General features: G+C 38.3%; 21 protein-coding genes. 14 read left to right on the forward strand and 7 right to left on the reverse strand.

The features are described from left to right. The first annotated feature begins 164 nt into the window (after positions 1–164). From uvrC to H9L23_RS19380, 3 genes are all read left to right on the forward strand, one after another. The gene (gene uvrC / locus H9L23_RS19370; RefSeq protein ID WP_187591882.1) at positions 165–1967 is read left to right on the forward strand and encodes an excinuclease ABC subunit UvrC; all 1803 of its coding nucleotides are present in this window, start codon (positions 165–167) and stop codon (positions 1965–1967) included. Positions 1968–2096: 129 nt separating this feature from the next. Continuing rightward, positions 2097–2495 carry a nuclease A inhibitor family protein gene (locus H9L23_RS19375; protein ID WP_187591883.1) on the forward strand — a complete coding sequence of 133 codons (399 nt, stop codon included), beginning with the start codon at positions 2097–2099 and terminating at the stop codon, positions 2493–2495. 32 nt (positions 2496–2527) lie between these two features. Further along, entirely contained in the window at positions 2528–3901 is a 1374-nt protein-coding gene (locus H9L23_RS19380; protein ID WP_187591884.1) for a DNA/RNA non-specific endonuclease, read from the forward strand. A 289-nt stretch (positions 3902–4190) separates the two neighbouring features. Here H9L23_RS19380 and porN read toward each other — a convergent pair whose 3' ends face one another. The 6 genes from porN to H9L23_RS19410 all read right to left on the reverse strand — a co-directional run bounded on the left by porN (position 4191) and on the right by H9L23_RS19410 (position 10844). Continuing rightward, on the reverse strand, positions 4191–5102 hold the full coding sequence (gene porN / locus H9L23_RS19385; protein ID WP_187591885.1) for a type IX secretion system ring subunit PorN/GldN: 912 nt from the start codon (positions 5100–5102) through the stop codon (positions 4191–4193). 7 nt (positions 5103–5109) lie between these two features. Further along, complete coding sequence (gene porM, locus H9L23_RS19390; RefSeq protein WP_187591886.1) at positions 5110–6642, reverse strand: type IX secretion system motor protein PorM/GldM; 1533 nt, start codon at positions 6640–6642, stop codon at positions 5110–5112. 42 nt (positions 6643–6684) lie between these two features. Then, complete coding sequence (gene porL, locus H9L23_RS19395) at positions 6685–7491, reverse strand: type IX secretion system motor protein PorL/GldL (protein ID WP_187591887.1); 807 nt, start codon at positions 7489–7491, stop codon at positions 6685–6687. A gap of 41 nt (positions 7492–7532) precedes the next feature. Then, entirely contained in the window at positions 7533–8858 is a 1326-nt protein-coding gene (gene porK, locus H9L23_RS19400; RefSeq protein ID WP_187591888.1) for a T9SS ring complex lipoprotein PorK/GldK, read from the reverse strand. Between the two features lie 223 nt (positions 8859–9081). Next, positions 9082–9852: a uroporphyrinogen-III synthase gene (locus H9L23_RS19405; RefSeq protein ID WP_187591889.1), complete on the reverse strand. Its 771-nt coding sequence runs from the start codon at positions 9850–9852 to the stop codon at positions 9082–9084. A 14-nt stretch (positions 9853–9866) separates the two neighbouring features. Further along, positions 9867–10844, reverse strand: a complete 978-nt coding sequence (locus H9L23_RS19410; protein ID WP_187591890.1) for a DUF4271 domain-containing protein — start codon at positions 10842–10844, stop codon at positions 9867–9869. Positions 10845–11107: 263 nt separating this feature from the next. Here H9L23_RS19410 and hemW point away from each other — a divergent pair, with 263 nt between their 5' ends. The 8 genes from hemW to H9L23_RS19450 all read left to right on the forward strand — a co-directional run bounded on the left by hemW (position 11108) and on the right by H9L23_RS19450 (position 19124). Next, complete coding sequence (gene hemW / locus H9L23_RS19415; RefSeq protein ID WP_187591891.1) at positions 11108–12241, forward strand: radical SAM family heme chaperone HemW; 1134 nt, start codon at positions 11108–11110, stop codon at positions 12239–12241. A 116-nt stretch (positions 12242–12357) separates the two neighbouring features. Beyond that, positions 12358–13140 (forward strand): SDR family oxidoreductase, encoded by a 783-nt coding sequence (locus H9L23_RS19420; RefSeq protein ID WP_187591892.1) that lies wholly within the window; start codon positions 12358–12360, stop codon positions 13138–13140. A 287-nt stretch (positions 13141–13427) separates the two neighbouring features. Then, a complete protein-coding gene (locus H9L23_RS19425) occupies positions 13428–13979 on the forward strand; it encodes a fasciclin domain-containing protein (RefSeq protein WP_187591893.1) in 552 nt (183 codons plus the stop codon). A 201-nt stretch (positions 13980–14180) separates the two neighbouring features. Next, positions 14181–15062: a cupin-like domain-containing protein gene (locus H9L23_RS19430; protein WP_187591894.1), complete on the forward strand. Its 882-nt coding sequence runs from the start codon at positions 14181–14183 to the stop codon at positions 15060–15062. Positions 15063–15192: 130 nt separating this feature from the next. Further along, the gene (locus H9L23_RS19435) at positions 15193–15978 is read left to right on the forward strand and encodes a DUF3050 domain-containing protein (RefSeq protein WP_187591895.1); all 786 of its coding nucleotides are present in this window, start codon (positions 15193–15195) and stop codon (positions 15976–15978) included. Between the two features lie 126 nt (positions 15979–16104). Further along, positions 16105–16983, forward strand: coding sequence for a cupin-like domain-containing protein (locus tag H9L23_RS19440; RefSeq protein ID WP_025143990.1), 879 nt, complete (start codon positions 16105–16107; stop codon positions 16981–16983). 105 nt (positions 16984–17088) lie between these two features. Beyond that, positions 17089–17703: a sugar O-acetyltransferase gene (locus H9L23_RS19445; RefSeq protein ID WP_187591896.1), complete on the forward strand. Its 615-nt coding sequence runs from the start codon at positions 17089–17091 to the stop codon at positions 17701–17703. A gap of 53 nt (positions 17704–17756) precedes the next feature. Next, positions 17757–19124, forward strand: coding sequence for a S41 family peptidase (locus H9L23_RS19450; RefSeq protein WP_187591897.1), 1368 nt, complete (start codon positions 17757–17759; stop codon positions 19122–19124). Here the strand turns inward: H9L23_RS19450 and H9L23_RS19455 are convergent, their stop codons facing one another. After that, positions 19125–19550 (reverse strand): YybH family protein, encoded by a 426-nt coding sequence (locus H9L23_RS19455; protein WP_187591898.1) that lies wholly within the window; start codon positions 19548–19550, stop codon positions 19125–19127. A gap of 93 nt (positions 19551–19643) precedes the next feature. Here H9L23_RS19455 and H9L23_RS19460 point away from each other — a divergent pair, with 93 nt between their 5' ends. The 3 genes from H9L23_RS19460 (at position 19644) to H9L23_RS19470 (ending at position 22357) form a co-directional block, all read left to right on the forward strand. Continuing rightward, the gene (locus H9L23_RS19460; protein ID WP_187591899.1) at positions 19644–20525 is read left to right on the forward strand and encodes a carbohydrate kinase family protein; all 882 of its coding nucleotides are present in this window, start codon (positions 19644–19646) and stop codon (positions 20523–20525) included. 935 nt (positions 20526–21460) lie between these two features. Beyond that, positions 21461–22000, forward strand: a complete 540-nt coding sequence (locus H9L23_RS27125; RefSeq protein ID WP_394355263.1) for a vWA domain-containing protein — start codon at positions 21461–21463, stop codon at positions 21998–22000. Between the two features lie 63 nt (positions 22001–22063). Then, positions 22064–22357, forward strand: coding sequence for a DUF3861 domain-containing protein (locus tag H9L23_RS19470; RefSeq protein WP_187591900.1), 294 nt, complete (start codon positions 22064–22066; stop codon positions 22355–22357). Position 22358: the final 1 nt, after the last annotated feature.

A 22358-nucleotide genomic window follows, 5' to 3' on the forward strand; every position in this document is an offset into this window, starting at 1 on the left:
CTTTTGTTGCAATATTGAGCGCAGCCGAAACGCAACCAAAGATTATAACGTATGACCCGACCCTTTTTTCCGAACTTTTGGGCCGAGGGGCACGGCCAAATCATTATATAGCAAATCGGACCATTTAATCAACATTTTCCTCTCGAATCTTATTTTTGTAAATAATGAGCAGTTTCGACCATAAAACAGCATTAACCGCAATTCCACATAAACCCGGCGTTTACCAGTATTGGGATGCCGATGGAAAGCTAATGTACATTGGTAAAGCGAAAGACCTGCGCAACCGTGTAGGATCATATTTTAATAGTGATAGAAACCAGTTTAATGGCAAAACAAGGGTATTGGTATCCAAGATTCGCAAAATTACCTTTACCATTGTTGATACGGAAATTGATGCCTGGCTATTGGAAAACAGTCTGATCAAAAAACATCAGCCAAAGTTTAACATCAATTTAAAAGACGATAAAACTTACCCATGGATTATCGTTAAAAATGAGAACTTCCCTCGTATTTACTGGACGCGGAAGGTAATCAAAGATGGTTCAACCTATTTCGGCCCTTACGGCTCGATAGGCATGATGCATACCATTTTGGATCTGATTAAAGAAACCTATCCATTACGTACCTGTAGTTTGCCCCTAACGGAGAAAAATATAGATGAAGGCAAATTTAAAGTCTGTCTCGAATACCAGATCGGTAACTGTAAAGGGCCTTGCCAAAATTACCAGACCGAAGCCGATTATGATAAAAATATAGGCGAAATCAAAGAAATCCTGAATGGTAAAATCGGAAACGTTATCCGTGATGTGAAAGGGGTTATTAAATCAGCTTCTGAAGATTTAAACTTTGAACTGGCACATCAATATGCCCGCAGGTTACAGGTTTTGGAAAAATACCAAAGCAAATCGACAGTTGTAAACAGCGCCATTACTAATGTAGATGTAGTAAGCATTGCTTCTGACGAACGTTATGCCTTCGTAAATTACCTGAAGGTGATGAACGGAACCATTATCCAAACGCAGACCATTGAGGTTAAAAAGCAACTGGATGAGAGTGATGATGAAATTTTAACTTTAGCCATGCTGGAGTTCAGAACAAAATTTAACAGTACCTCAAAAGAAATCATCGTCCCTTTTGAACCTTCATTGGAAGATGAAAGTTTAAAATTCACCGTTCCAAAACTTGGCGAAAAGAAAAAACTGTTGGAGCTTTCGCAAAAGAACGTGTTGTTCTTTAAAAAAGAGAAACTCAATCAGTATGAGAAGCTGAATCCAGATTTACGCACGGACCGGATTTTAACAACCATGCAGAAAGACCTGCGTTTAACCCAGCTTCCAAAACACATCGAATGTTTTGATAACTCCAACTTTCAGGGGAAATACCCGGTTTCGGCAATTGTGGTATTTAAAGATGCCAAACCATCAAAAAAAGACTATCGCCATTTTAATGTGAAAACCGTTGAAGGTCCAAACGATTTTGCGACCATGGAAGAGGCTGTTTTCCGTCGTTACAGGCGCATGTTAGATGAAAACCAGACTTTGCCTCAACTTATCATTATTGATGGTGGTAAAGGCCAGCTTTCGTCGGCTGTGAAGAGCTTAAAGTTATTGGGTATAGAAAACAAAGTGACGGTAATCGGTATTGCTAAACGCCTTGAAGAACTGTTCTATCCGGGAGATTCCTATCCATTATACCTGGATAAAAAATCAGAGACTTTAAAAATCATTCAACAGCTCCGTGATGAAGCCCACCGTTTTGGTATTACCTTTCACCGTAAAAAACGTGACCAGGGTACACTTAAAACAGAACTCGAGCAAATTGAAGGCATCGGCAAAACTACTGCTGATAAATTACTTACCCACTTTAAATCAGTTAAAAAGATAAAAGAAGCTACAGAAAATCAACTCGCTGAGGTATTGAATAAAAAGCAGGTAGTTACCCTTCTGGCTCATTTCAAAGAAGAATAAATTTGCTTGTAAGCAATAACAGACGGCTCCGTAGAAATGTTAACACTTTATTAATCTTGAATTGGCATAAGTTGAAGACTTTTTGTATAAATTAGGGCATTGTTATACTAAACATCTATCCCTATTTACATGAATAACAACATCCTGGCCACCATTACAAAACTTTTATTGGGCGTATTGTATTTTACTGAATCTGAGAGTCCTTTTAAAGTGACTGATTGGGGCAAAATCAGACCAGCAGAACTATTGCAGAAAATTGCAATTGAATATCACGCTTCTCCCTCCAACATAAAACAAATAGATCAAATTGCCTTTTTCGAGCATCTTATTTCAAAAGTTGATCCATCCGATACCCCAATGGTCGAAAATGCTCAAAAAATAGCCACTTTACACACCTTTCTAAAACAAAACCTATCTAACATTTCAGTAATAAGAGTAGAGGGTGCCAGTAGAATCCCTGTGCTCATTACCGGCTATTTACCTGATGGCACCTGCCTGGTTCTTGAAACCTTTGCTGTAGAAACCTAATAATTCCCTATACATTAAATAATCCCAAAACAATGAAAGCATTAAAAAAATTAAGCTTACTGGCAGTTTTATGCCTCGGCCTTGCCGCCTGTAAAAAAGAAAACCAAACACTTCCAGAAGCAAACCCCTTTGAGCAAAAATTAAACACCAAAGCAGTTACGGCAAGCGCACAGGCTGTAGCTGCTGGTTTTCCTGAAACTTTCGAATCAGGTACCAAGGGAAGTTACAGCACTGCATCAGTTACTTTAAGCAGTGGAAGCTGGACTCTTGACGATGCCTTAATCGGAAATCTGACTGCGGATGCTAAGAATGGCAGTCAATCTGTACGTATCCGTAATACGGGTATATTAAGTATGAATTTTGATGTTAACGGAGCCGATGTAGTCACCATTGCACACGCCAAATATGGTACAGATGCCAATAGTACCTGGCAACTTTGGTATTCTACAAACGGTGGTTCGAGCTGGCAACAAAGTGGCAGCACCATTACGAGTAGTGCCACAACCTTATCTACTGCTACCTTTAACACCGCTATTTCTGGGAATGTACGTTTCCAGATTCGTAAAATCAGTGGAGGTACAGCGCGTATCAATATCGATGATTTTAGCATTTCAACCGGAGGCGGCACAACCACCCCGCCAACAACAACCCCAGGCGATAACAGTCATCTCTTAATGGGTAACCCTAGCAACGCCGTTGCCAACACCTCTTATCCGGAAAATTACTTAATGGAACGTACTTATTATTCAAGCTCGTATAGTAAAAGCAGGGCTACCCCTAACTGGGTAAGCTGGCACATCGGATCTTCAGATTTAGGTTCAACCCCTCGTCAGGATGATTTTAGAGCTGACAATACTTTGCCTGCTGGCTGGTATCAGGTATCAAACAGCAGCTATTCCGGTTCAGGTTTCGATCGCGGACACAACTGTCCATCGGCTGATAGAACAGCTTCAGTTGCAGCCAACTCTTCTACCTTTTTAATGAGTAATATGATGCCACAGGCACCAAATAACAACCAGGGACCATGGGCAGATTTGGAGAACTATACCCGTTCCTTAGTAACAGCAGGCAACGAAGTTTATGTAATCTGTGGTTCTTATGGTTCCGGTGGTACAGGAAGCAATGGAAGCATTACCTACACCATTGATAATGGCCGTGTTAACGTTCCATCCAATACCTGGAAAGTTATAGTGGTATTGCCAAATGGTAATAACGATTTAAGCAGGATCACTTCATCAACAAGGGTAATTACGGTGAATATGCCAAATACCAATGGTTTAAACACCAACTGGAAAACTTACCGAACTACCGTTAATGTAGTAGAATCTGCAACAGGTTACGATATTTTATCAAATGTACCTGCAGCGATACAGAATGTAATAGAAGCAGCAACTGATAATCAGTAGGCCGACTTAATTCTTTAATAAAAAGCGGTAATCCAATCTATGGATTACCGCTTTTTTGTTGCTGTCTAATTGCTTTTACTCTGATAATATTACATATCTATTAAAGTGTCGTCATTCCCGCGCATACGCGAATCTCAAAACTGATTGCATTAATGATTATTCATCTTTTATTCAGAGGCGTTCACGCGAACTTCTTAGTTCCCAATCGACCCGAAGCTATCTGGTTGGGAATGACGAACCTACCTAAACAAAAAAAGCTCCGATTTTCATCGGAGCTTTTTTTATGAGATTAATATTCCCAAAGACCTTGTTCGTAATCGAGTACAGATTTTTTAATCCTTTCTGATTCGTACAATCTCTCTTTAGGATTTGAAATAATATCCCTGATTTTGTTATCACCCGGATTAGATTCTTTAACAATATAGCTGCTGAATAAGCGACGGATAAAGAAATCGTCGAAGCTTAATGAAGATGCATCATTATTCGTATTAACTAAACGTTTCTTAGTCAGAATCTCTCTTGCCTCTGGATAATATACCCAAAATACAGGCTGCCACTGTTTAGAAACTTCATTGTATTTTAATGGTGCAATACCTACAATACGGGGTTCAAAAATAGAACGTTTAGTATCAAAGATCCAATCTTCCTTAATCCTGAATTTCAGGAATAACTCCGGGTTAAAATCGTTAACAACTGTAGTAACCGTTCCGGTTTTATTGTTCGAAACCTCAGCAGTTCCTAAAGCCGATTTAGCAGCAGAATCTGCTGACATCGGGTTAAGAAAAGCGTCATCTTCATTCAGTGCACTATCAATAGGAGAATAAGCGGTTAACTCATCCTTTTTAATAGCAGCGATTAAAACGTCGATCAATCTCGATTTTGGTGATCTTAACGGCGAATTTACCGTATCGCGTAAATCAATTTCTCTCCAGATCCTTTTTGCGTAAAAAACATCCTCTTCTCTCACATCTGCCAAAGGAACCATTTCAGTACTGTCAATGTCCTTACGGGCATAGAAACCATCTTTAGGTGGTACCTTAAGTTTCTTTTTAGCTGTTTTAACAGGAGCTTTCACCGTATCAACTGCAGGAGCAGCAGCTACTGGTGCAGCTTTCTTTGGTGCTAACCTGGTCGGCTTTTTTTGTGCAAAAGCAAACGCGGTTACCAAAACTAAAATAGCAATACTTAAAATCCTTTTCATCTTCTTTTTATTTTACACTAAACGCTAATGAAGGCAAAATCTTTTGACGGCCATCAGGACCTACAGAAACAATATCTTCAAAAAACACCCTTGTTCCAGGCGTAATAGAGTTGATGGCACCTTTAACTGCACCAGCAAAACTTCCGCCGCTACCAGCAATGGTAACCGCATCAGAACGAGGTTTGATAATGGTTAATTTATAACGCTGTATCTTAAATTTAACATCGAAAGGAAAATCGTCCAAATCTGCTTCAATTTCTGATTCGCTCTTTAACTGCACCGAAGCAACATCACCCCCTGCACGGCCACCAACCTTGGCTACTGGTGTAGGAATACCTTTAACCCTAAATTTTTGTGAACCTAAACTTACGGTTTTGCCAGCATTACTTGCCGATACATTGATTAATACTTCTGAACCAACCAAACTACCAGGAACGTTAACAGTGAAGTTCCCATTACTACCCGACATTGAACCTCCCGAAATAGAAGCATGAACGCTTTCTAACGGGAAACCTGCTGCCGACACCGTAAATGGGTTTGGAATACCTGCATAAATTACATTCAGCTTTGTTGAAGAAACAGATGCTGAGGGTTTCGCCACCTGATAAGTTTGTGGCTGGGTTTTATATTCTTTAACCTGTCCATCAGTTTGACGAACACGGATAGTACCCACCCAGGTAAACTGACCAACGCTACCCGTACCACCTGTGTACGTTCCCTTACCTTCTTTAACCGATAATTTACTTCCGTTAACGGTAATATCTGGAGTGGATCTCGAATCGCTGGCTGTTAAAAATACTTCAGCAGTATAAGGCTGACCTTGGATAACGTAAGAAGTAGGTGCTACTGCAACTGCCGCAAACTGATCTAAGTTAACCTGTGCTTTATCCATATTTCCAAACAATTTCTTAACTACTTCTGCTTCAGCATTTTTAGTATCTGTTTGCAATTTAGTTAAAATGGTCATCGCAGCAGTTAATGGCGTTCCCTCACCAAAGTAAGTTTCCTGCCAGTTGCCTTTTCTTTTTCTCGCAGGATCTTTAGCCTCAAGAGAAAATGCAACACCTGCCCTATCAGCCGGATCCAATAAAGAAATTAATTTTTCGCGTGTTGCGTTAATTCTTTTCTTTAATTCGTCTGCTTTCTTTTGATTGATCATGATATTTTGAGCAATATCCTGATTTGATCTATTTACCAGGTCGTCGGTTTCAGGGTCTATCCCATCACCTGCCTGAGTAAATTCCTTTTTGATACTTTCAATATAATTATTTAATTCATCAGCGGCCTTCTGTGCTTCCTTTGCCTTATCGTAAATAGGTTGTGCACGTGCCGGCTCCTCTTTCAACTTCGAGTTTTCGAAGGCAGAAAATAACTGATTAATACTTGTATTTACATTGTTTTTAGAAGTATCCAAACTATCGTTGATATTTTTGAATGCATCTAAAATGGTATCTGATACGTTTAAGGCGAGCATGGCCAACAATACCAAATACATGATATTGATCATCCGCTGCCTTGTTGTTTCTTTTCCGCCTGCCATATTTGATGTAGCTTTTTCTTTAAAAATTAAAAACTAAACAAATTATACACGTGGGCTATTCATAGCCGATAACATATTACCGTAAATTGCATTAAGTGATGACAGGTTTTTAGCCAGTTTGTTCACCTCTTCTTTAAACTGTTTCGAATCTTCCATCGATTCGTTAAAGTTCTGCATGGTTAACGATAAGTTAGAATAAAATTTATTCATTGATTTTAAATGTGCGCTCGAATCCTGTAACTCTAATTCGTAAACTGCATTTAAAGCGGATAAATTTTTAGCTAAATTGTTAACCTGATCGTGATAAGCCTGAGAATCAACACTGCTTTCGCCCATTGCTTTTAAATTAGCGGTAGCTTTTTCAAAAGATGCACTTAAGTTATCAAAACCAGCAGATGCTGTTTTAATTTTGCCAGTAAATTCGTTTGTAGCTGTAGAAGCATCTGCAACATTAGAAATTGTTGCAACTTTATCACCAAACGTACGTAAACCTGTACCTAAACTTTCGATCAATTCAGGGCCGATTTTGGCATCTGATAACATTTTATCTAAAGCCGCTGTGTTTGGAGAAGCCACTGCAGCTACAGGTCTTGCTGATGCTGTTGGTAATTCCCCCTTAAAATCTTCTTTTAATTCTGGGTATACTCTTTCCCATGCTGGTTCTGGTTCTGGTGGGAAAAATCCGGTTAAGAAGAATAAAAATGCTTCCACTCCTAGACCAAGCCCGATCATGTAGTTACCCACAATTCCACCAATGTGTAGAATTTTAAATAACGCTCCGATAATTACAATACTTGCTCCCCATGAAATCGCTACGTGTAACCAGCCTGGTTGTTTCTTTGCTGCCATAAAATTTTGATGTTTTTCTTTAGTTTTTAGTTTGTTTGGTTTTAATGTCTTAAGTCGGTACCAGGGTAAGATGAAACACACCTGAAACCAATGTATGATCTTTGTGTGTCCTGATACTCGTATGTTGCAACTGCATTTTGTAAAAAGTAGCCGGTATCTTTCCACGATCCGCCTTTTACTACTTTACGTTTTTTGTATTTGCTATCATTTGCTCCTGCATCATACGTAAAATTAGGGTTCAGATCATGCAATAATGGGCTTGCACCTTTGTTATATGAGGTAATTGTCCATTCGGAAACGTTACCCGCCATATTGTACAAACCATAATCGTTAGGGAAGTAAGATCTTACGCCTACAGTATAAATACCACCATCGCTGGAATAATCACCACGGCCAGGTTTAAAGTTGGCCTGTAAACAGCCTTTGGTATTTCTGATGTAAGGACCGCCCCATGGATATTTTGTTTTGGTATTGCCACCTCTTGCAGCATATTCAAATTCTGTTTCAGCGGGCAATCTATAATCCGATCTCGAACCTACAGGCATTTTTCTTGCTGTAGCAACACCATCATACAACCTGGTTCTCCAGTGAGAGAATGCTTTAGCCTGTTCCCAGCTTACCCCAACTACAGGATAATCATCATAAGAAGGGTGGTTATAATAGCCACGAACCATAGGATCGTTTTGTGAGTAAGAATAATCCGTTTTCCAAACCATTGTATCAGGATAAATAGCAATGGTATAACGGTCAATATAATCCTGACGTTTGCTGTTTGGATCTTTATGTCCAATAGCCGCCTTTTCCATATTTAATTCGGCATAGGAATACTCGAATTTACGCACATCAAGTTCTTTTTTACCTGGAAGTGCGTCTAAACCGGAATAATACATGCCATCTAACTGACTTGCCTGAGCAGCTGCTCCGCCTCTACCCCTGTTGCGCCAAATATTTGCTCCGTTTGGCCCTACAGCTTTCCAGTTGATATATTTCTCTCCACCCACAGCAGCCGCAGCATTACCTCTAGGTGTCATCATGAATTGCTGAGGATTACCCATCATTACAATAGCGATCGAATCGCGCACCCAATTGGTAAACTGGCGGTATTCGGCATTCGAAATCTCTGTCTGATCCATGAAGAATGCACTAATGGTGGTCATTCTACCGGGCAAATTCTGAGAAAATGTAATATCCTCATCTGCTCCTCCCAGTACGGTATGCCCTGGCGGAACATATACCATTCCCAAAGGAATTCGGTCGTTCTTAAATTTTCGGTTATAAGCACCAACCAGCTCACCCTGACCTCCGTGGCCACAGCTTGCTAGCATTACAGTTATACCCACAATAGCTAGAAGGTAAATTTTCTTCATATTTTTTATGTTGTGCAGCGCACGGTTAGGAGCAATTTTATCAAAAATCACTGAAATTATCAACAAAAACAAATATTTTACGTTAAATCATCACTACAAAGGAGTTAAAGTTACTTTAATGATTTTTTTAGCATCAACGGTTTTGTTAAAAAAACGCGTAACTCTCTTATAACAGCAAAGTTACGCATTTATTGTGTTGACGTAAAATAATTTATCGCTCGTATTATTTATTAGATATTTTGATATAGTTTTCAATGGCCATTGTCATTGAAGGCACACCCGGGGTTGGTGCAGCAATGTCAACTATAAGATCCATATCGGCGCATGCTTTACTGGTATTTACACCAAAGGCAGCAATCCGTGTGTTGTTTTGTTTAAAATCAGGGAAATTCTTAAACAAAGACTGGATACTTGAAGGGCTAAAGAAAGCGATTACATCATAAAAAACTTCAGCCAGATCAGATAAATCACTCACAACAGTTCTGAATAAAACTGCCGGAGTAAAATCATATCCGCTTTTTTCCAGAAATTTCATGGTATCCTCTGTAGCAACATCAGAACAAGGATACAAAAATTTCTCGCCTGCATGTTTTTTCAGCACCTCAGCCAAATCAGCAGCAGTTTGCTTACCAAAGAAGATTTTACGTTTCCTGTACTGGATATACTTTTGAAGATATAAAGCAATTGTTTCAGAAAGACAGAAGTACTTCAGTTCTGCCGGTACATCATAACGCATTTCTTCACAGATCCTAAAAAAGTGATCTGCGGCATTACGACTGGTAAAAATCACTGCCGTAAAATCGGCCAGGTTAATTTTATCCTTTCTGAAGTCTCTTGCGGGCACCCCTTCTACATGAATAAACGACCTGAAATCAACTTTTAGGTTGTGTTTTTTGGCCAAATCGTAATAGGGAGATTTTTCGGTTTCAGGTTTTGGTAAAGTAACCAAAATACTTTTTACTTTGCGGATTCTAGAGTCGTTCTTTTCTTGCATTTTCCTTTTTCCTGCTACAGTCCTATCGTTTTAATTAGTATGAGGATAGGACATATTTCGAGGGCGCAAAAGTACAAAATTAAATGCATTCTAGAAAACTTATTATTAGAAAGTATCGTTATACCCGCCCTCAACAATTGAAAAGCAAAAATGATGCCTAACAACAAGAATGCCAATACGATATAAACAGCCCCGTATTTAAGCGGCGACAGGGCAAAAGCCACTACCAAAGGAATAAATAATAGTGATGCATTAAAGTAACTGAGGTACAATATGGAGATGTATTCGCCAACCGGTTTCTGAACATTGAACAGGTATCCGAGAAAACGTAAGAGGATTAATTTTAGCGCATAAAAAGCAATTATGGTGATGGATATGCTGAAGAAAAACTTAAAACCATCTTTGGCCTGGTACATATCGTTCCATTGCGCTACCAGAAAAAAGAACATCCCGAAAACAAATCCGAACTGCACAAAAAGTAATAAAAACGGCCAGGAGCTGAATAAGTTATCTTCTTTATTGATATTATTCAATATCCTGTTACTAAAAAACGATTGTACAATGGCGGATAGCTGTTTGGAAAATGCATTTTTTAAAATGGCAAAAATAATGAGCATGCCAAAAATAAAGCCCAGCAACCCTACATTGCCTTTGGGGATTTTTGTACCCAACTGGTAAGGGTTTGCTTTTTTCTTTAAATGCTGGTATTTCTTGTGCCATGCCCACAAATCAAGCTTTGGAGAAAGATATTCTTTTTCAATCGTATCTAAAAGCGCATTTTTATTAATTAAGCTATCAGGAAGTACCCAGGTATGGTGAATTAAGGAATCGGTAGAAAATTTTTGCCTGGCCAATGTTGCCGAATCGGGGCGGTACCTCCTGTACCGGTATTGATTTACCACCGCACTATCTGCCTGAACAGGCAATTGCTGTGCTGCCACAAAATCTGCAGACCATAAAAAGGCAAACAAAATAAAAATGAATTTCGGCATGCTGTAAATCAAAACTTAAGGTTGCAAAAGTAGTCGAATAATCATTGTTTACCTAAAGAAAATAAATGGATTGAAGAAGAACTTAGTTAGTAACAATGACTGCACGCCTAATAAGCATCTAAAACGTAAAGCTATTACTTAACAAAAACAACTAAATAGTAAAGCTATTACTTTACTTTAATGCTGCTTTTATAATTTTAACACAAAATCACCTATCATATATTATGACAGTAAAAAAAATTTAACTTCAGTATCTTTGCAATATGTCTGGTATCTATATCCATATTCCTTTCTGCAAAAAGGCCTGTCACTATTGTGATTTCCATTTTAGCACCTCACTAAAATATGCCGATGAAATGGTGGAGGCCATCTGCAGGGAAATTAAAATGAAAAAAGACCGGATTGGGGACCAGGTTGGGAGTATCTATTTGGGTGGAGGAACCCCCTCTATTTTATCTGAGGCGGCTTTGCAAAAAATTTTCGATACCATTAACCATACTTTTTCGGTTGATGCAGGTGCCGAAATCACCATCGAAACCAATCCGGATGATTTAACCGCGCAGAAATTAAAAGAACTGAAAAAATTGCCTGTTAACCGCTTTAGTGTGGGTATACAGTCTTTTTATGATGAGGATCTGATCTGGATGAACAGGGCACACCAGGCTAGGGAAGCTGAAGATTGCATCAGGAGAAGTCAGGATGCAGGTTTTGAAAACTTAACGCTCGATCTGATTTACGGATACCCATTACTTACTGACCAAAAGTGGTTAAGCAATATACAAAAGGCGATTGAACTGGAAGTACCACATATTTCTGCTTATGCTTTAACAGTTGAGCCCAGAACGGCTTTGGCCCATGCCATCAAAAACAAAAAGCAGAGCCCGGTAAACGACAATCAAAGTGCTGCTCAATTTGTCATTTTAATGGAGAAACTGGTTGAGGCCGGCTTCGAACATTACGAAATTTCTAATTTTGCTAAGCCTGAGCATTATGCTGTGCACAATACTAATTACTGGAAAGGTGTAGATTACATTGGCATAGGTCCATCAGCACATGGCTTTAATGGTCAAAACCGTTATATGAACCCTGCAAATAATGCCATGTATATAGAAACCTTAGGGCATAATAAGCTCCCGGAAATGGTTGAAGAACTGAGTTTGAACGACAGGTTTAACGAATATGTAATGACCTCGTTAAGAACGATGTGGGGAACTGATTTACAGAAAATAAATACCGATTTTGGAAAAGATTTTTTAGAGGAAACAAAATATAACCTTAAAAATTTCGAGGATAAAGATTGGCTGATCATTGATGGCGACAAAATCAGGTTAAGCCAGAATGGAAAACTATTTGCCGATCATATTGCTTCGGAATTGTTTATTGTTGAGAATGATTGAATGAGTGATTTTTGAATGAGAGAATGAGTGAGTTAAAATGAGTGAATTTTGAATGATTGAATGCTTTTGTACAAATCTATCATTCAATCATTCTCTAATTCAATAATTAAAAATATATGTCAAAAATAGTATGGATTACAGGCGCATCATCAGGTATTGGCGAAGCCCTGGTATATGAATATTTTAAAGCAGGCGACAAACTGATTATTTCAGGAAGAAACCGCGATGAACTGTTCCGCGTGAAAGGAAACTGCCAAAATTCTTTTAATGTGCACGTTTTACCCTTCGATTTAAGCGAAACCGAAACACTGGAAAATAAAGCTGCAGATGCCATCCGTATTTTTGGAAAAATAGATTTGCTGATCAATAGCGGCGGTGTAAGTCAGCGGAGCTTAGCTTTAGAAACCAATCTGCAAACGGAACAACAGATTATGGATACCAATTTTTGGGGAACAGTGCTGTTGAGCAAAGCGGTTTTGCCTTTGATGATCGCCAATGGCGGTGGACAAATTGCCGTAATCAGCAGTTTGGTTGGAAAATTCGGCACAAAATTCCGTTCTACCTACGCGGCCTCAAAACATGCATTACATGGCTACTTTGATTCGCTACGATCGGAAGTTTATGATAAAAAAATCGACATTACCATTATCTGTCCGGGGTTTATCAAAACCAATGTAACTTACAATGCACTCACTGCAGATGGAAAACCATTAAATATCATGGGTGAAGCACATGAAAATGCAATGACTCCTGCCGATTGTGCCAAACAGATTGTAAAGGCCATCAATAATAAAAAAGAAGAAGTTTATATTGGTGGAAAGGAAACAAAAGCCGTATTGTTGAAGCGTTTTTTTCCAAAGATTTTTTCTAAAAAGGTGAGAACAGCGAAGGTGAATTAGCCAGGCGTGTTGCGGTCGGTGTTAAGGATGAACCAAATACCTAAACCCGATTGCAGCGGTATCCTTTTGGCTGTCATTCTGAGCGTAGTCGAAGAACAGCCAAAAGATTTAGCGAAAAGCGGGAATGCTCTCCCCTAAGAACTACTACAGCACCTTTTCAAAACAAAAAAACAAAATTAAATACCTAATAATCAAATGATTAAATAATAATTTCAAATTCTAAAAACCAAGTATCTGTAAGCCGTCGTAAATGGAATCAAATAACAGAAACTTAAAAATTAGAAATAATGAAAAATTTAATCTTATCAGTATTTGCCGTAATTACAATGGCATTCACAACTCAAGTTTATGCTCAAAAAAACCCAATGGTTGGTGGAGCAGCAATGTATGCAACTAAAGATATTGTAGACAATGCAGTAAATTCAAAAGACCACACTACTTTGGTGGCAGCAGTTAAAGCCGCAGGTTTAGTAGAAACTCTAAAAGGCGCCGGACCTTTCACTGTTTTCGCTCCAACAAATGCAGCATTTGATAAACTTCCTGCCGGAACTGTAGACAATTTAGTTAAACCAGAAAACAAAGCAACCCTTACCAAAATTTTAACTTACCATGTTGTTGCTGGTAAAATGGACAGCAAAGCAATCGCAAAAGCAATTAAAGCTGGTGGTGGCAAAGCAGAATTAACAACTGTACAAGGTGGCAAACTTTGGGCCTGGATGGAAGGCAAAAAACTGGTTTTAAAAGATGAAAAAGGCGGAATGAGCACTGTAACTATTGCAGATGTTAATCAAAAAAATGGTGTAATCCACGTGGTTGATACCGTTTTAATGCCTAAATAAGATATCATTATCCTTATGTCCAACCTAAACGTTCTGGCTTTTGCCGGAACGTTTTTGTTTTAGCTATTTTTTTTAACATCTTCCCTATTTTATACCTTCTGACTTTTTTTGATGAATTGTCAGTTTTTTTTAAAGTTTTTCCATTTCTGATGCTTGCTGTTTTTTAACTATTTAATTTTGCCACATTAATAGTTATTTAACATGAAATTCAATTTATCTCCGATAGATGTAGTTGAAGACATATCTAAATCAGATTTCGAGCTGAACTACCTTAAACCACGTAAACCTTTGGTAATTAAAAACATGGCAAAGAAATGGCCGGCTTACCAAAAGTGGACAATGGAATACATGAAGGATATTGTTGGCGATAAAACAGTTCCGCTTTACGACAGTTCGAAAGCTGATCCTTCTAAACCGATTAATGCGTCGGCCGCTGAAATGAAATTTGGTGATTATATTGATCTGATTAAGGAAACACCGACAGACCTGCGCATTTTTTTATTCGATCCGATAAAGTTTGCACCGAAATTACTGGAAGATTATATAGCCCCAAAAGAGTTAATGGGTGGCTTTTTAGATAGTTATCCGAATATGTTTTTTGGAGGAAAAGGCTCTGTTACCTTCTTGCATTACGATATCGACCTGGCACACATTTTCCATACCCACTTTAACGGGAGGAAACATGTTATCCTGTTTGATTATAAATGGAAGGAGCGGTTATACCAGATTCCTTATGCCACTTATGCGCTGGAAGATTATGATGTAGAAAATCCTGATTTTGATAAATTCCCGGCATTAAAAGGCGTGAAGGGAGTGGAAGCTTTTTTAGAGCATGGCGATACCTTATTTATGCCCACTGGTTATTGGCACTGGATGAAATACCTTGATGGATCTTTCTCCATCAGCTTAAGGGCATGGGATAAAAGCTGGGCTGTAAAAGCAAAAAGCTTGTATAACTTAACTTTACAGCGTAAATTTGACGACTTTATGAAAGCAAATTACCGAGAAAAATACATGCACTGGAAAGAAGAACTTGCGGTTAAAAGAGCAATTAAAGCGTTAGAAAAAAATTTACCAAAATAACAATGAGAGAATGAACGAGTGGTTGAATGATAAAATGAGTAGTGCTTAGCCTTATGCCAATTCACTAAATCAAAAGTCGCCAATTCAATATTCAATCATTCTCACATTCAATATTCAATTATTAAAATACATGCATCCAAACATTATAAAAATACAAGAAAGTATTACCTCTCTTAAACAGGAAATTATTAACCACAAGGTTTATTCGGCTATTAGCGAACTGGAAGATCTGCGCATTTTTATGGAACACCATATTTTTGCCGTTTGGGATTTTATGTCGTTACTTAAGGCTTTACAGATTAACCTTACCTGCACAAGCTTGCCCTGGTTCCCGGTTGGTGATCCGGTTACCAGACAGTTGATCAATGAAATTGTTGCCGGAGAAGAATCGGATGTGGATGCCGGTGGTGCCATTAAAAGCCATTTCGAACTGTATTTAGATGCGATGGATCAATGCGGAGCAAACACAAAACCCATTAATGATTTTTTAAACGCTTTAAAAAGCGGTAAAAGTTTTAGTGAAGCGTTTGACATAGCCCATGTTCCTGCTGCTGCCAAAGATTTCGTGAAGGCTACATTCGAAACGATTAACAGCGGTAAAACGCATTTACAGGCAGCCAGTTTTACCTTCGGACGTGAGGATCTGATCCCGAATATGTTTTACAGTATGGTAAATGATTTGAACAGCACCCAGGCCGATAAAGTATCGATTTTTAAATATTACCTCGAGCGCCATATCGAAGTGGATGGCGATCACCATAGCCATTTGGCGCTTTCTATGACAGAAAAACTCTGCGAAAAAGACGAAACATTTTGGGCCGAAGCAGAAGAAACTACAAAACAGGCCTTACAAAAAAGGATCGACCTTTGGGATGCCGCTTATGGCGAAATTGTTAAAAATAAAGTTGAAGCGTAATTATTAAATTGTTAAGTATTTGCTAATTTAGATTACGTGATTTTAGTCACATTTACCTGTTAACATCAATTTTGTAAAATAAAATTTACACATTTGTTGTTCGGCACAAATAACCGATTTAAGCGCATGAGTTTCATTTTAAAACCTGTTGATATTGTTGAGAATATCACTCCTGAAGATTTTAAGAAAAATTATTTGAAAACTAAACGTCCGTTAGTCATCAGGGGCCTTACCAAAGATTGGCCTGCAAGAGAAAAATGGACGACTGAATATTTAAAAGAAATTGGTGGCGACCTAGAGGTTCCACTTTACGATAACTCTAAAGCTGATCCTTCAAAACCAATCAATGCGGCTACTGCACACATGAAATTTGGCGATTATCTTGACCTGATTAAACGTGAGCCAACTGAATTGAGGATTTTCTTTTTTAACCTCTTTAAAAAAGTGCCTAGCTTAATCAATGATGTAAAAATCCCTAAAGATTTAATGGGTGGTTTTATTGAGAGCATGCCTGCTATGTTTTTTGGAGGTTCTAATTCGGTAACCTTTTTACATTACGATATCGATTTGCCTCATATTTTCCATACTCACTTTGGTGGCAGAAAACATATCGTTCTTTTCGATAATAAATGGAAAGACAGACTATATTGCTTACCAAATGCAACTTATGCTTTGGAAGATTACGATGTTGCCAATCCTGATTTCGAAAAATTCCCTGCGCTAAACGGTGTTGAGGGTTATGAAGTTTTCTTAGAGCATGGCGATACTTTATTTATGCCAACCGGTATGTGGCACTGGATGAAATATCTGGATGGCTCATTCTCTTTAAGCTTAAGGGCATGGGATCAATCGATTACCCGTAAAGTAGCAAGTGTTTGGAGTTTATTTACCCATGGTGCGATTGATAGTTTAATTAAAATGACTTTTAAAGAAAAATATGCTCACTGGAGAGAGAAAAAAGCTGTTAAAATTGCTGAAAAGGCTTTAGCAAACGGCAAACCATAAAAATTAAAAAAAAATTAAAATAGAACGGGGCATCGGTAACGATAGTCCCGTTTTTTGTTATTATTGTGAATAACATTTAGTGCAAATAAAAAAATCAGATCACAAATGGATATCAACACACTTACCGAAAAACAAAAAATGCTTGCAGGCAAAGCTTATCAGGCTGGTGGCGAAGAACTTTCGAAAGAAAGATTAAAAGCCCGTGAAATCGTTTTCGAATTTAATAACCTCGCCCCAAAATTTATTAAACAGCGGAAAGAGTTATTAAAAAGACTATTCGGAAAAACGGAAAGAATGTTTTATATAGAACCTCCGTTTAGATGTGATTACGGCTATAACATCGAAATTGGAGATAATTTTTATGCAAACTTTAACCTGGTTATTTTAGACTGCGCAAAAGTAAGCATTGGAAACAGCGTTTTTATCGCACCAAATGTAGCCATTTATACAGCGGGCCATCCCATCCATGCACATTTAAGGGATCAGGAATATGAATGGGCGCAGGAAGTGACCATTGGCAATAGTGTGTGGATTGGTGGAAATGCAGTAATAAACCCCGGCGTAAAAATCGGATCGAATGTGGTAATCGGATCAGGTAGCGTGGTGACGAGGGATATTCCGGATAACGTTTTCGCCGCAGGAAACCCATGCAGGGTAATCCGCCAGTTAACTGATGAGGATAAGGATTATTATTATAAGGATTTTAAGTTGGGAGAGTAAATTTCAATGCAACCTTAACCTACCGGATATCGTCTTTATGGTAAATTGATGTAATGAAAACAGCACTACCTTTTTTATTTGTGTTTTTCACTTTCTTGTCGGGTTTTGCACAACGGATTTCTAAAGCAGAAGCCATTGCTGATATCGACTACCTCCACCAGGTAATCAGAGCGGCACATTACAACCCGTTTTTATACACTACAGAGGTTAAATACACACAAAAAATAAATCAGGTAAAAAGTACTATTCCCGATTCAATTGAAACCAGACTCTTCACCTTAAAACTTGAAGAAATAACAGGTCTTATTGATGATGCCCACACTGCACCCACTTTTATACAATCTATATTTAAGGCAGATTTCAGGAAACCTGTTTTTTTACCCTTATCATTTGTTGCTGATAAAAAAGGTAAAACCTATTCGGATGGAAAAGCATTACCGGGTATTATTCCTGCAGGTGCGGAAATCATTTCAGTAAACGGAACTTCTGTTCAAAAGTTTTATCAGGAAAGTGCATTACGCGTAGGTGGGCTTCAAACTTACCGCAATGAGATAGCCATTAAAATGATCGGCTATAACCTATACCTTTCGGGTATAAGGCCCCCTTTTAAAATCGCTTATCAGTATCAGCACAAAAAAGAAGTTAAAACAATTGAAAATGGAAGTATTTTAAGAGATTTAATAGGCGACGCATTTCCAAACCTGGTTGGTAAGCCTTATTCATTTAAAATATTGGAAGATAAGGTTGCCTGGATCGAATTAAATACCTTAGAGGGCGATTATCACCCTTATCTGAAATTTTTCGATTCGTGCTTTACGGTAATAAAACAGAAAAAGATCAAAACCCTTGCCATCGATATCAGAAAAAACACAGGAGGCAATTCTATCAATGCAGATTTACTTTTAGGCTTTTTTAATTCAAAAAAATATACCTTATCTGGTGGAAAAAACTGGAAAATAAGTCAGCTGTATAAAGATCAATTAATTAAGCAGGGCGATAGCAGTAATAATTACCTGAAACAGCCTAACAATAGTACCTGGCAAAGGCCAAACTGCGAACCCTATGATCCAAAATATGCCAGTGATGAAGCCTTTTTTAATGGCAGGGTTTATATGATCACAGGAGCCATGACATTCTCGAGCGCAAATATGCTTGCAAATGGCGTAAAGAAATTTAAACTGGCAATGCTAATTGGAGAACCTACCGGAGAAAACACAAACGATTTTGGCGAAGCTTACCGCTTTCAATTGCCAAACAGTAAAATCGGTTTCAGTGTATCAACAAGTTTAGATTTTGGGGCCGATTGTAATGACAAAACCAAACATCCTGTATTACCCGATCACGAAATTGAAACAAGTTATCTCGATAAAATAAAAGGTCTTGATCCTGTACTTCAATACATGTTAAAGGTATCAGAATAATTAACTGCTATGATCAACAATCACTTTCCATTCTCCTTTTATCTTTTTGATCAGAAGTGTAAAGTAACCTTTTAGCTCGTCTTTTTCGCGTTTTACGTTCCAACTACCCAGTACAAAAGCCAGATCGGATTTCAGAAAATCGACTTTTTTAATCCCGAACACTAAAAAGCCCATCGCAGATTTATCCGGGTAACCTTTTTTATAATTATCCAACGTTTTTTGCCAGCCATAAGTTGGTCCGCTTTTACCTACAAAAAGTAAACTATCCGATTTTTCGTATCCCTGCATAAAAGCTTCAACATCGCCTTTGTTCCAATCAGTACGTTGTTTTTCAAGCAGATCGAGTATCGCCTGTTTATCTTTTGCATTTTGGGCGTAGGTACCAAATGAGACTAAAAGCAGGGCGATAAGGAGTATTTTTTTCATGGTTATTGAAATTGAGTAAAAATTAAAGATATGAAACAAATTATTTCGTTCCATCGGTAAAAATTGTTTATTTACATTTTTTATCAATCTACCATGCAAAATAAAGTAATTACAATTGGCGAAATACTATGGGACGTTTTCCCGGAGGGTAAAAAAGCAGGCGGCTCGAGTATGAACGTTGCGCTTAATTTACACAAACAAAGTATAGAAAGCAGTTTTATCAGCGCCGTTGGTGATGATGATAATGGTAAGGAATTACTAAGCTTTTTAACCGGAAATCATTTCTCAACAGATCTGATCCAGGTGAATGCAGGATTACCAACCAGTACAGTTGTGGTTCAGCTGGATGAAAACCATCAGGCTACTTATACCATTAAACAGCCTGTGGCCTGGGACGACATTAAACTTACCGAAGAAAATATCACCGCGGTAAAACAGGCAGATGCTTTTGTGTATTGTAGCTTAACCTGCCGTGAGCAACAATCTAAAAAAACGATCCTCGAACTTTTAGACCATGCAAAAACCAAAATATTCGATATTAACCTTAGGGCTCCTTTTTATAATAAAGAACTCATCGGCGAACTTTTGGCAAAAGCGGATATCCTTAAAATAAACGAAGATGAAATTGTTTGGGTAAAAGAATCGTTCGGTTTAACTGGTAATACTGATGAACAATTGTTAAAACAGCTTGCGAGTAAGTTTGATATTGAAATGATCTGCCTGACACTTGGCGATAAAGGTGCCTGTGTTTTAAAAGAAGGCAAACTATTTAAACATGCTGGTTACAAAGTTCAGGTTGCAGATACGGTTGGTGCAGGTGATGCTTTTTTAGCCACATTTATTGCCTGCTACCTGCAAGGTTACCCCATGGAAACCACTTTGGATAATGCCTGTAAGGTTGGTGCTTTTGTAGCCTCGCAACCGGGAGCAAACCCTGATTATAATAAAAAGATTTACCATATAGCGCTGGGATAAGCGCTCTGCTTTGTTGCCACCGAGAAACGGATTAACACGGATTTTTAGAGACCTCGCAGGTTTTGGAAACCTGCGAGGTCTAATTTAAACCGGTGGGTTTTGCGTTAGGGATTGTAAGGGTTCAGTACCGGTTCTTCACCGGTACCGGAGCGAAGCGCAGCCCTGAAAAGCCCGCCCCTTTCCCGTATTTCACGGGATTGGGGAACGCCCGGATCAGTTTGACAGTTTTCAGTTAACAATTTCCAGTTTGTTGTTTCCAATTTAACCATGCTTTGGTCTTTCAGCTTTTACCTTTCTTCTCGCCTTCAAATATGACACCGCGCTTAAATTTATGCAAAACGAAACTTTTATCTTCGATAAATCGTTAATACAAGCACATGAGAGGTTTTCGTTTTTCTGATTATAAGCCGGGCGATGCGCCAAAAGGTGGGTTTGATGAGTTGCTGAAATTATTTAGCGAACTGCTAAATTATACAGCAGGAGATGCAGCGGAGGCTTTAAGCTGGCTGAACGAGCTCGACAAACAATATAAATTAACCAATAATGATTATGGTATCGGTAATTTTATCGACGACCTGAAGGATAAGGGTTACCTTACTGAAGACAATCAATCGGGAGAATTTAAGATAACAGCCAAAACAGAGCAGACCATACGCAAATCTGCCCTGGATGAAATTTTCGGGAAACTGAAAAAATCTGGTCGTGGTAACCACAACAGTAACCAATCGGGTATTGGCGAAGAAAAAAATGCGGACAGGCGCGAATATAGTTTTGGCGATAGTTTAGACCAAATTGATATGACAGCCTCTATCCAAAATGCACAGATCAATCATGGGATTGGGGATTTCACGTTAACCGACCGCGATTTAGAAGTAGAGGAAAAAGATTTTAAAACCTTAACATCTACGGTATTGATGATCGACATTTCGCATTCGATGATATTATATGGCGAAGACCGCATCACGCCTGCCAAAAAAGTTGCCATGGCATTAGCGGAGCTGATTAAAACCAAATACCCGAAAGATACTTTAGATATTGTTGTTTTTGGAAATGATGCCTGGCCAATCAGTGTGAAAGACTTGCCTTATTTACAGGTTGGGCCTTACCATACCAATACTTATGCAGGTTTAGAACTTGCGGCAGATTTGCTCCGCCGCAGGAAAACGCATAACAAACAGATTTTCATGATTACGGATGGAAAACCAACCTGCCTGAAAGAAAATGGCAAATACTATAAAAACAGTATGGGTTTGGATAGAAAGGTAATTAACAAAACCTTAAACATGGCGGCGCAATGTAAACGTTTAAAAATCCCGATCACCACGTTTATGATTGCAAAGGATCCCTATTTACAGCAATTTGTACGTCAGTTTACTGAAATTAATGGCGGAAGGGCTTTTTACAGCTCGTTAAACGGCTTAGGCGAATACATTTTTGAAGATTACATTAAGAATAGACGTAAGACGGTTAAATAGTTGGGAGTCCAAAGCCTTTAGTCCGGAGTTGGTGGTAAAAAAGGGTATCAAAATAAATTAAGCATGGCTAAACGTACAAATAAATATAAATTAACATTAGAAGAAATATCTTTAGCAAAAGAGGATGATGTAAAAAATGATCCTTTAACGCTTGAATTTGATAATCACGACAATATATTTAACATTATAAACGCTGTAAAAAGCAAAAACATTTTTGAAGATGAAAATCAGAGTACTGAATTTGCCATTGGTTTGAAAATGTTTACAGAAGTAGTGTTGAAAAACAGAGACCTTGAACTTTTCAAAGAGCTACAGCCCGCAATTGGTGAGTTTATGAAAAAACTGAAGAGTAAATAAA

The organism is Pedobacter roseus (assembly GCF_014395225.1).
Lineage (GTDB): Bacteria > Bacteroidota > Bacteroidia > Sphingobacteriales > Sphingobacteriaceae > Pedobacter > Pedobacter roseus.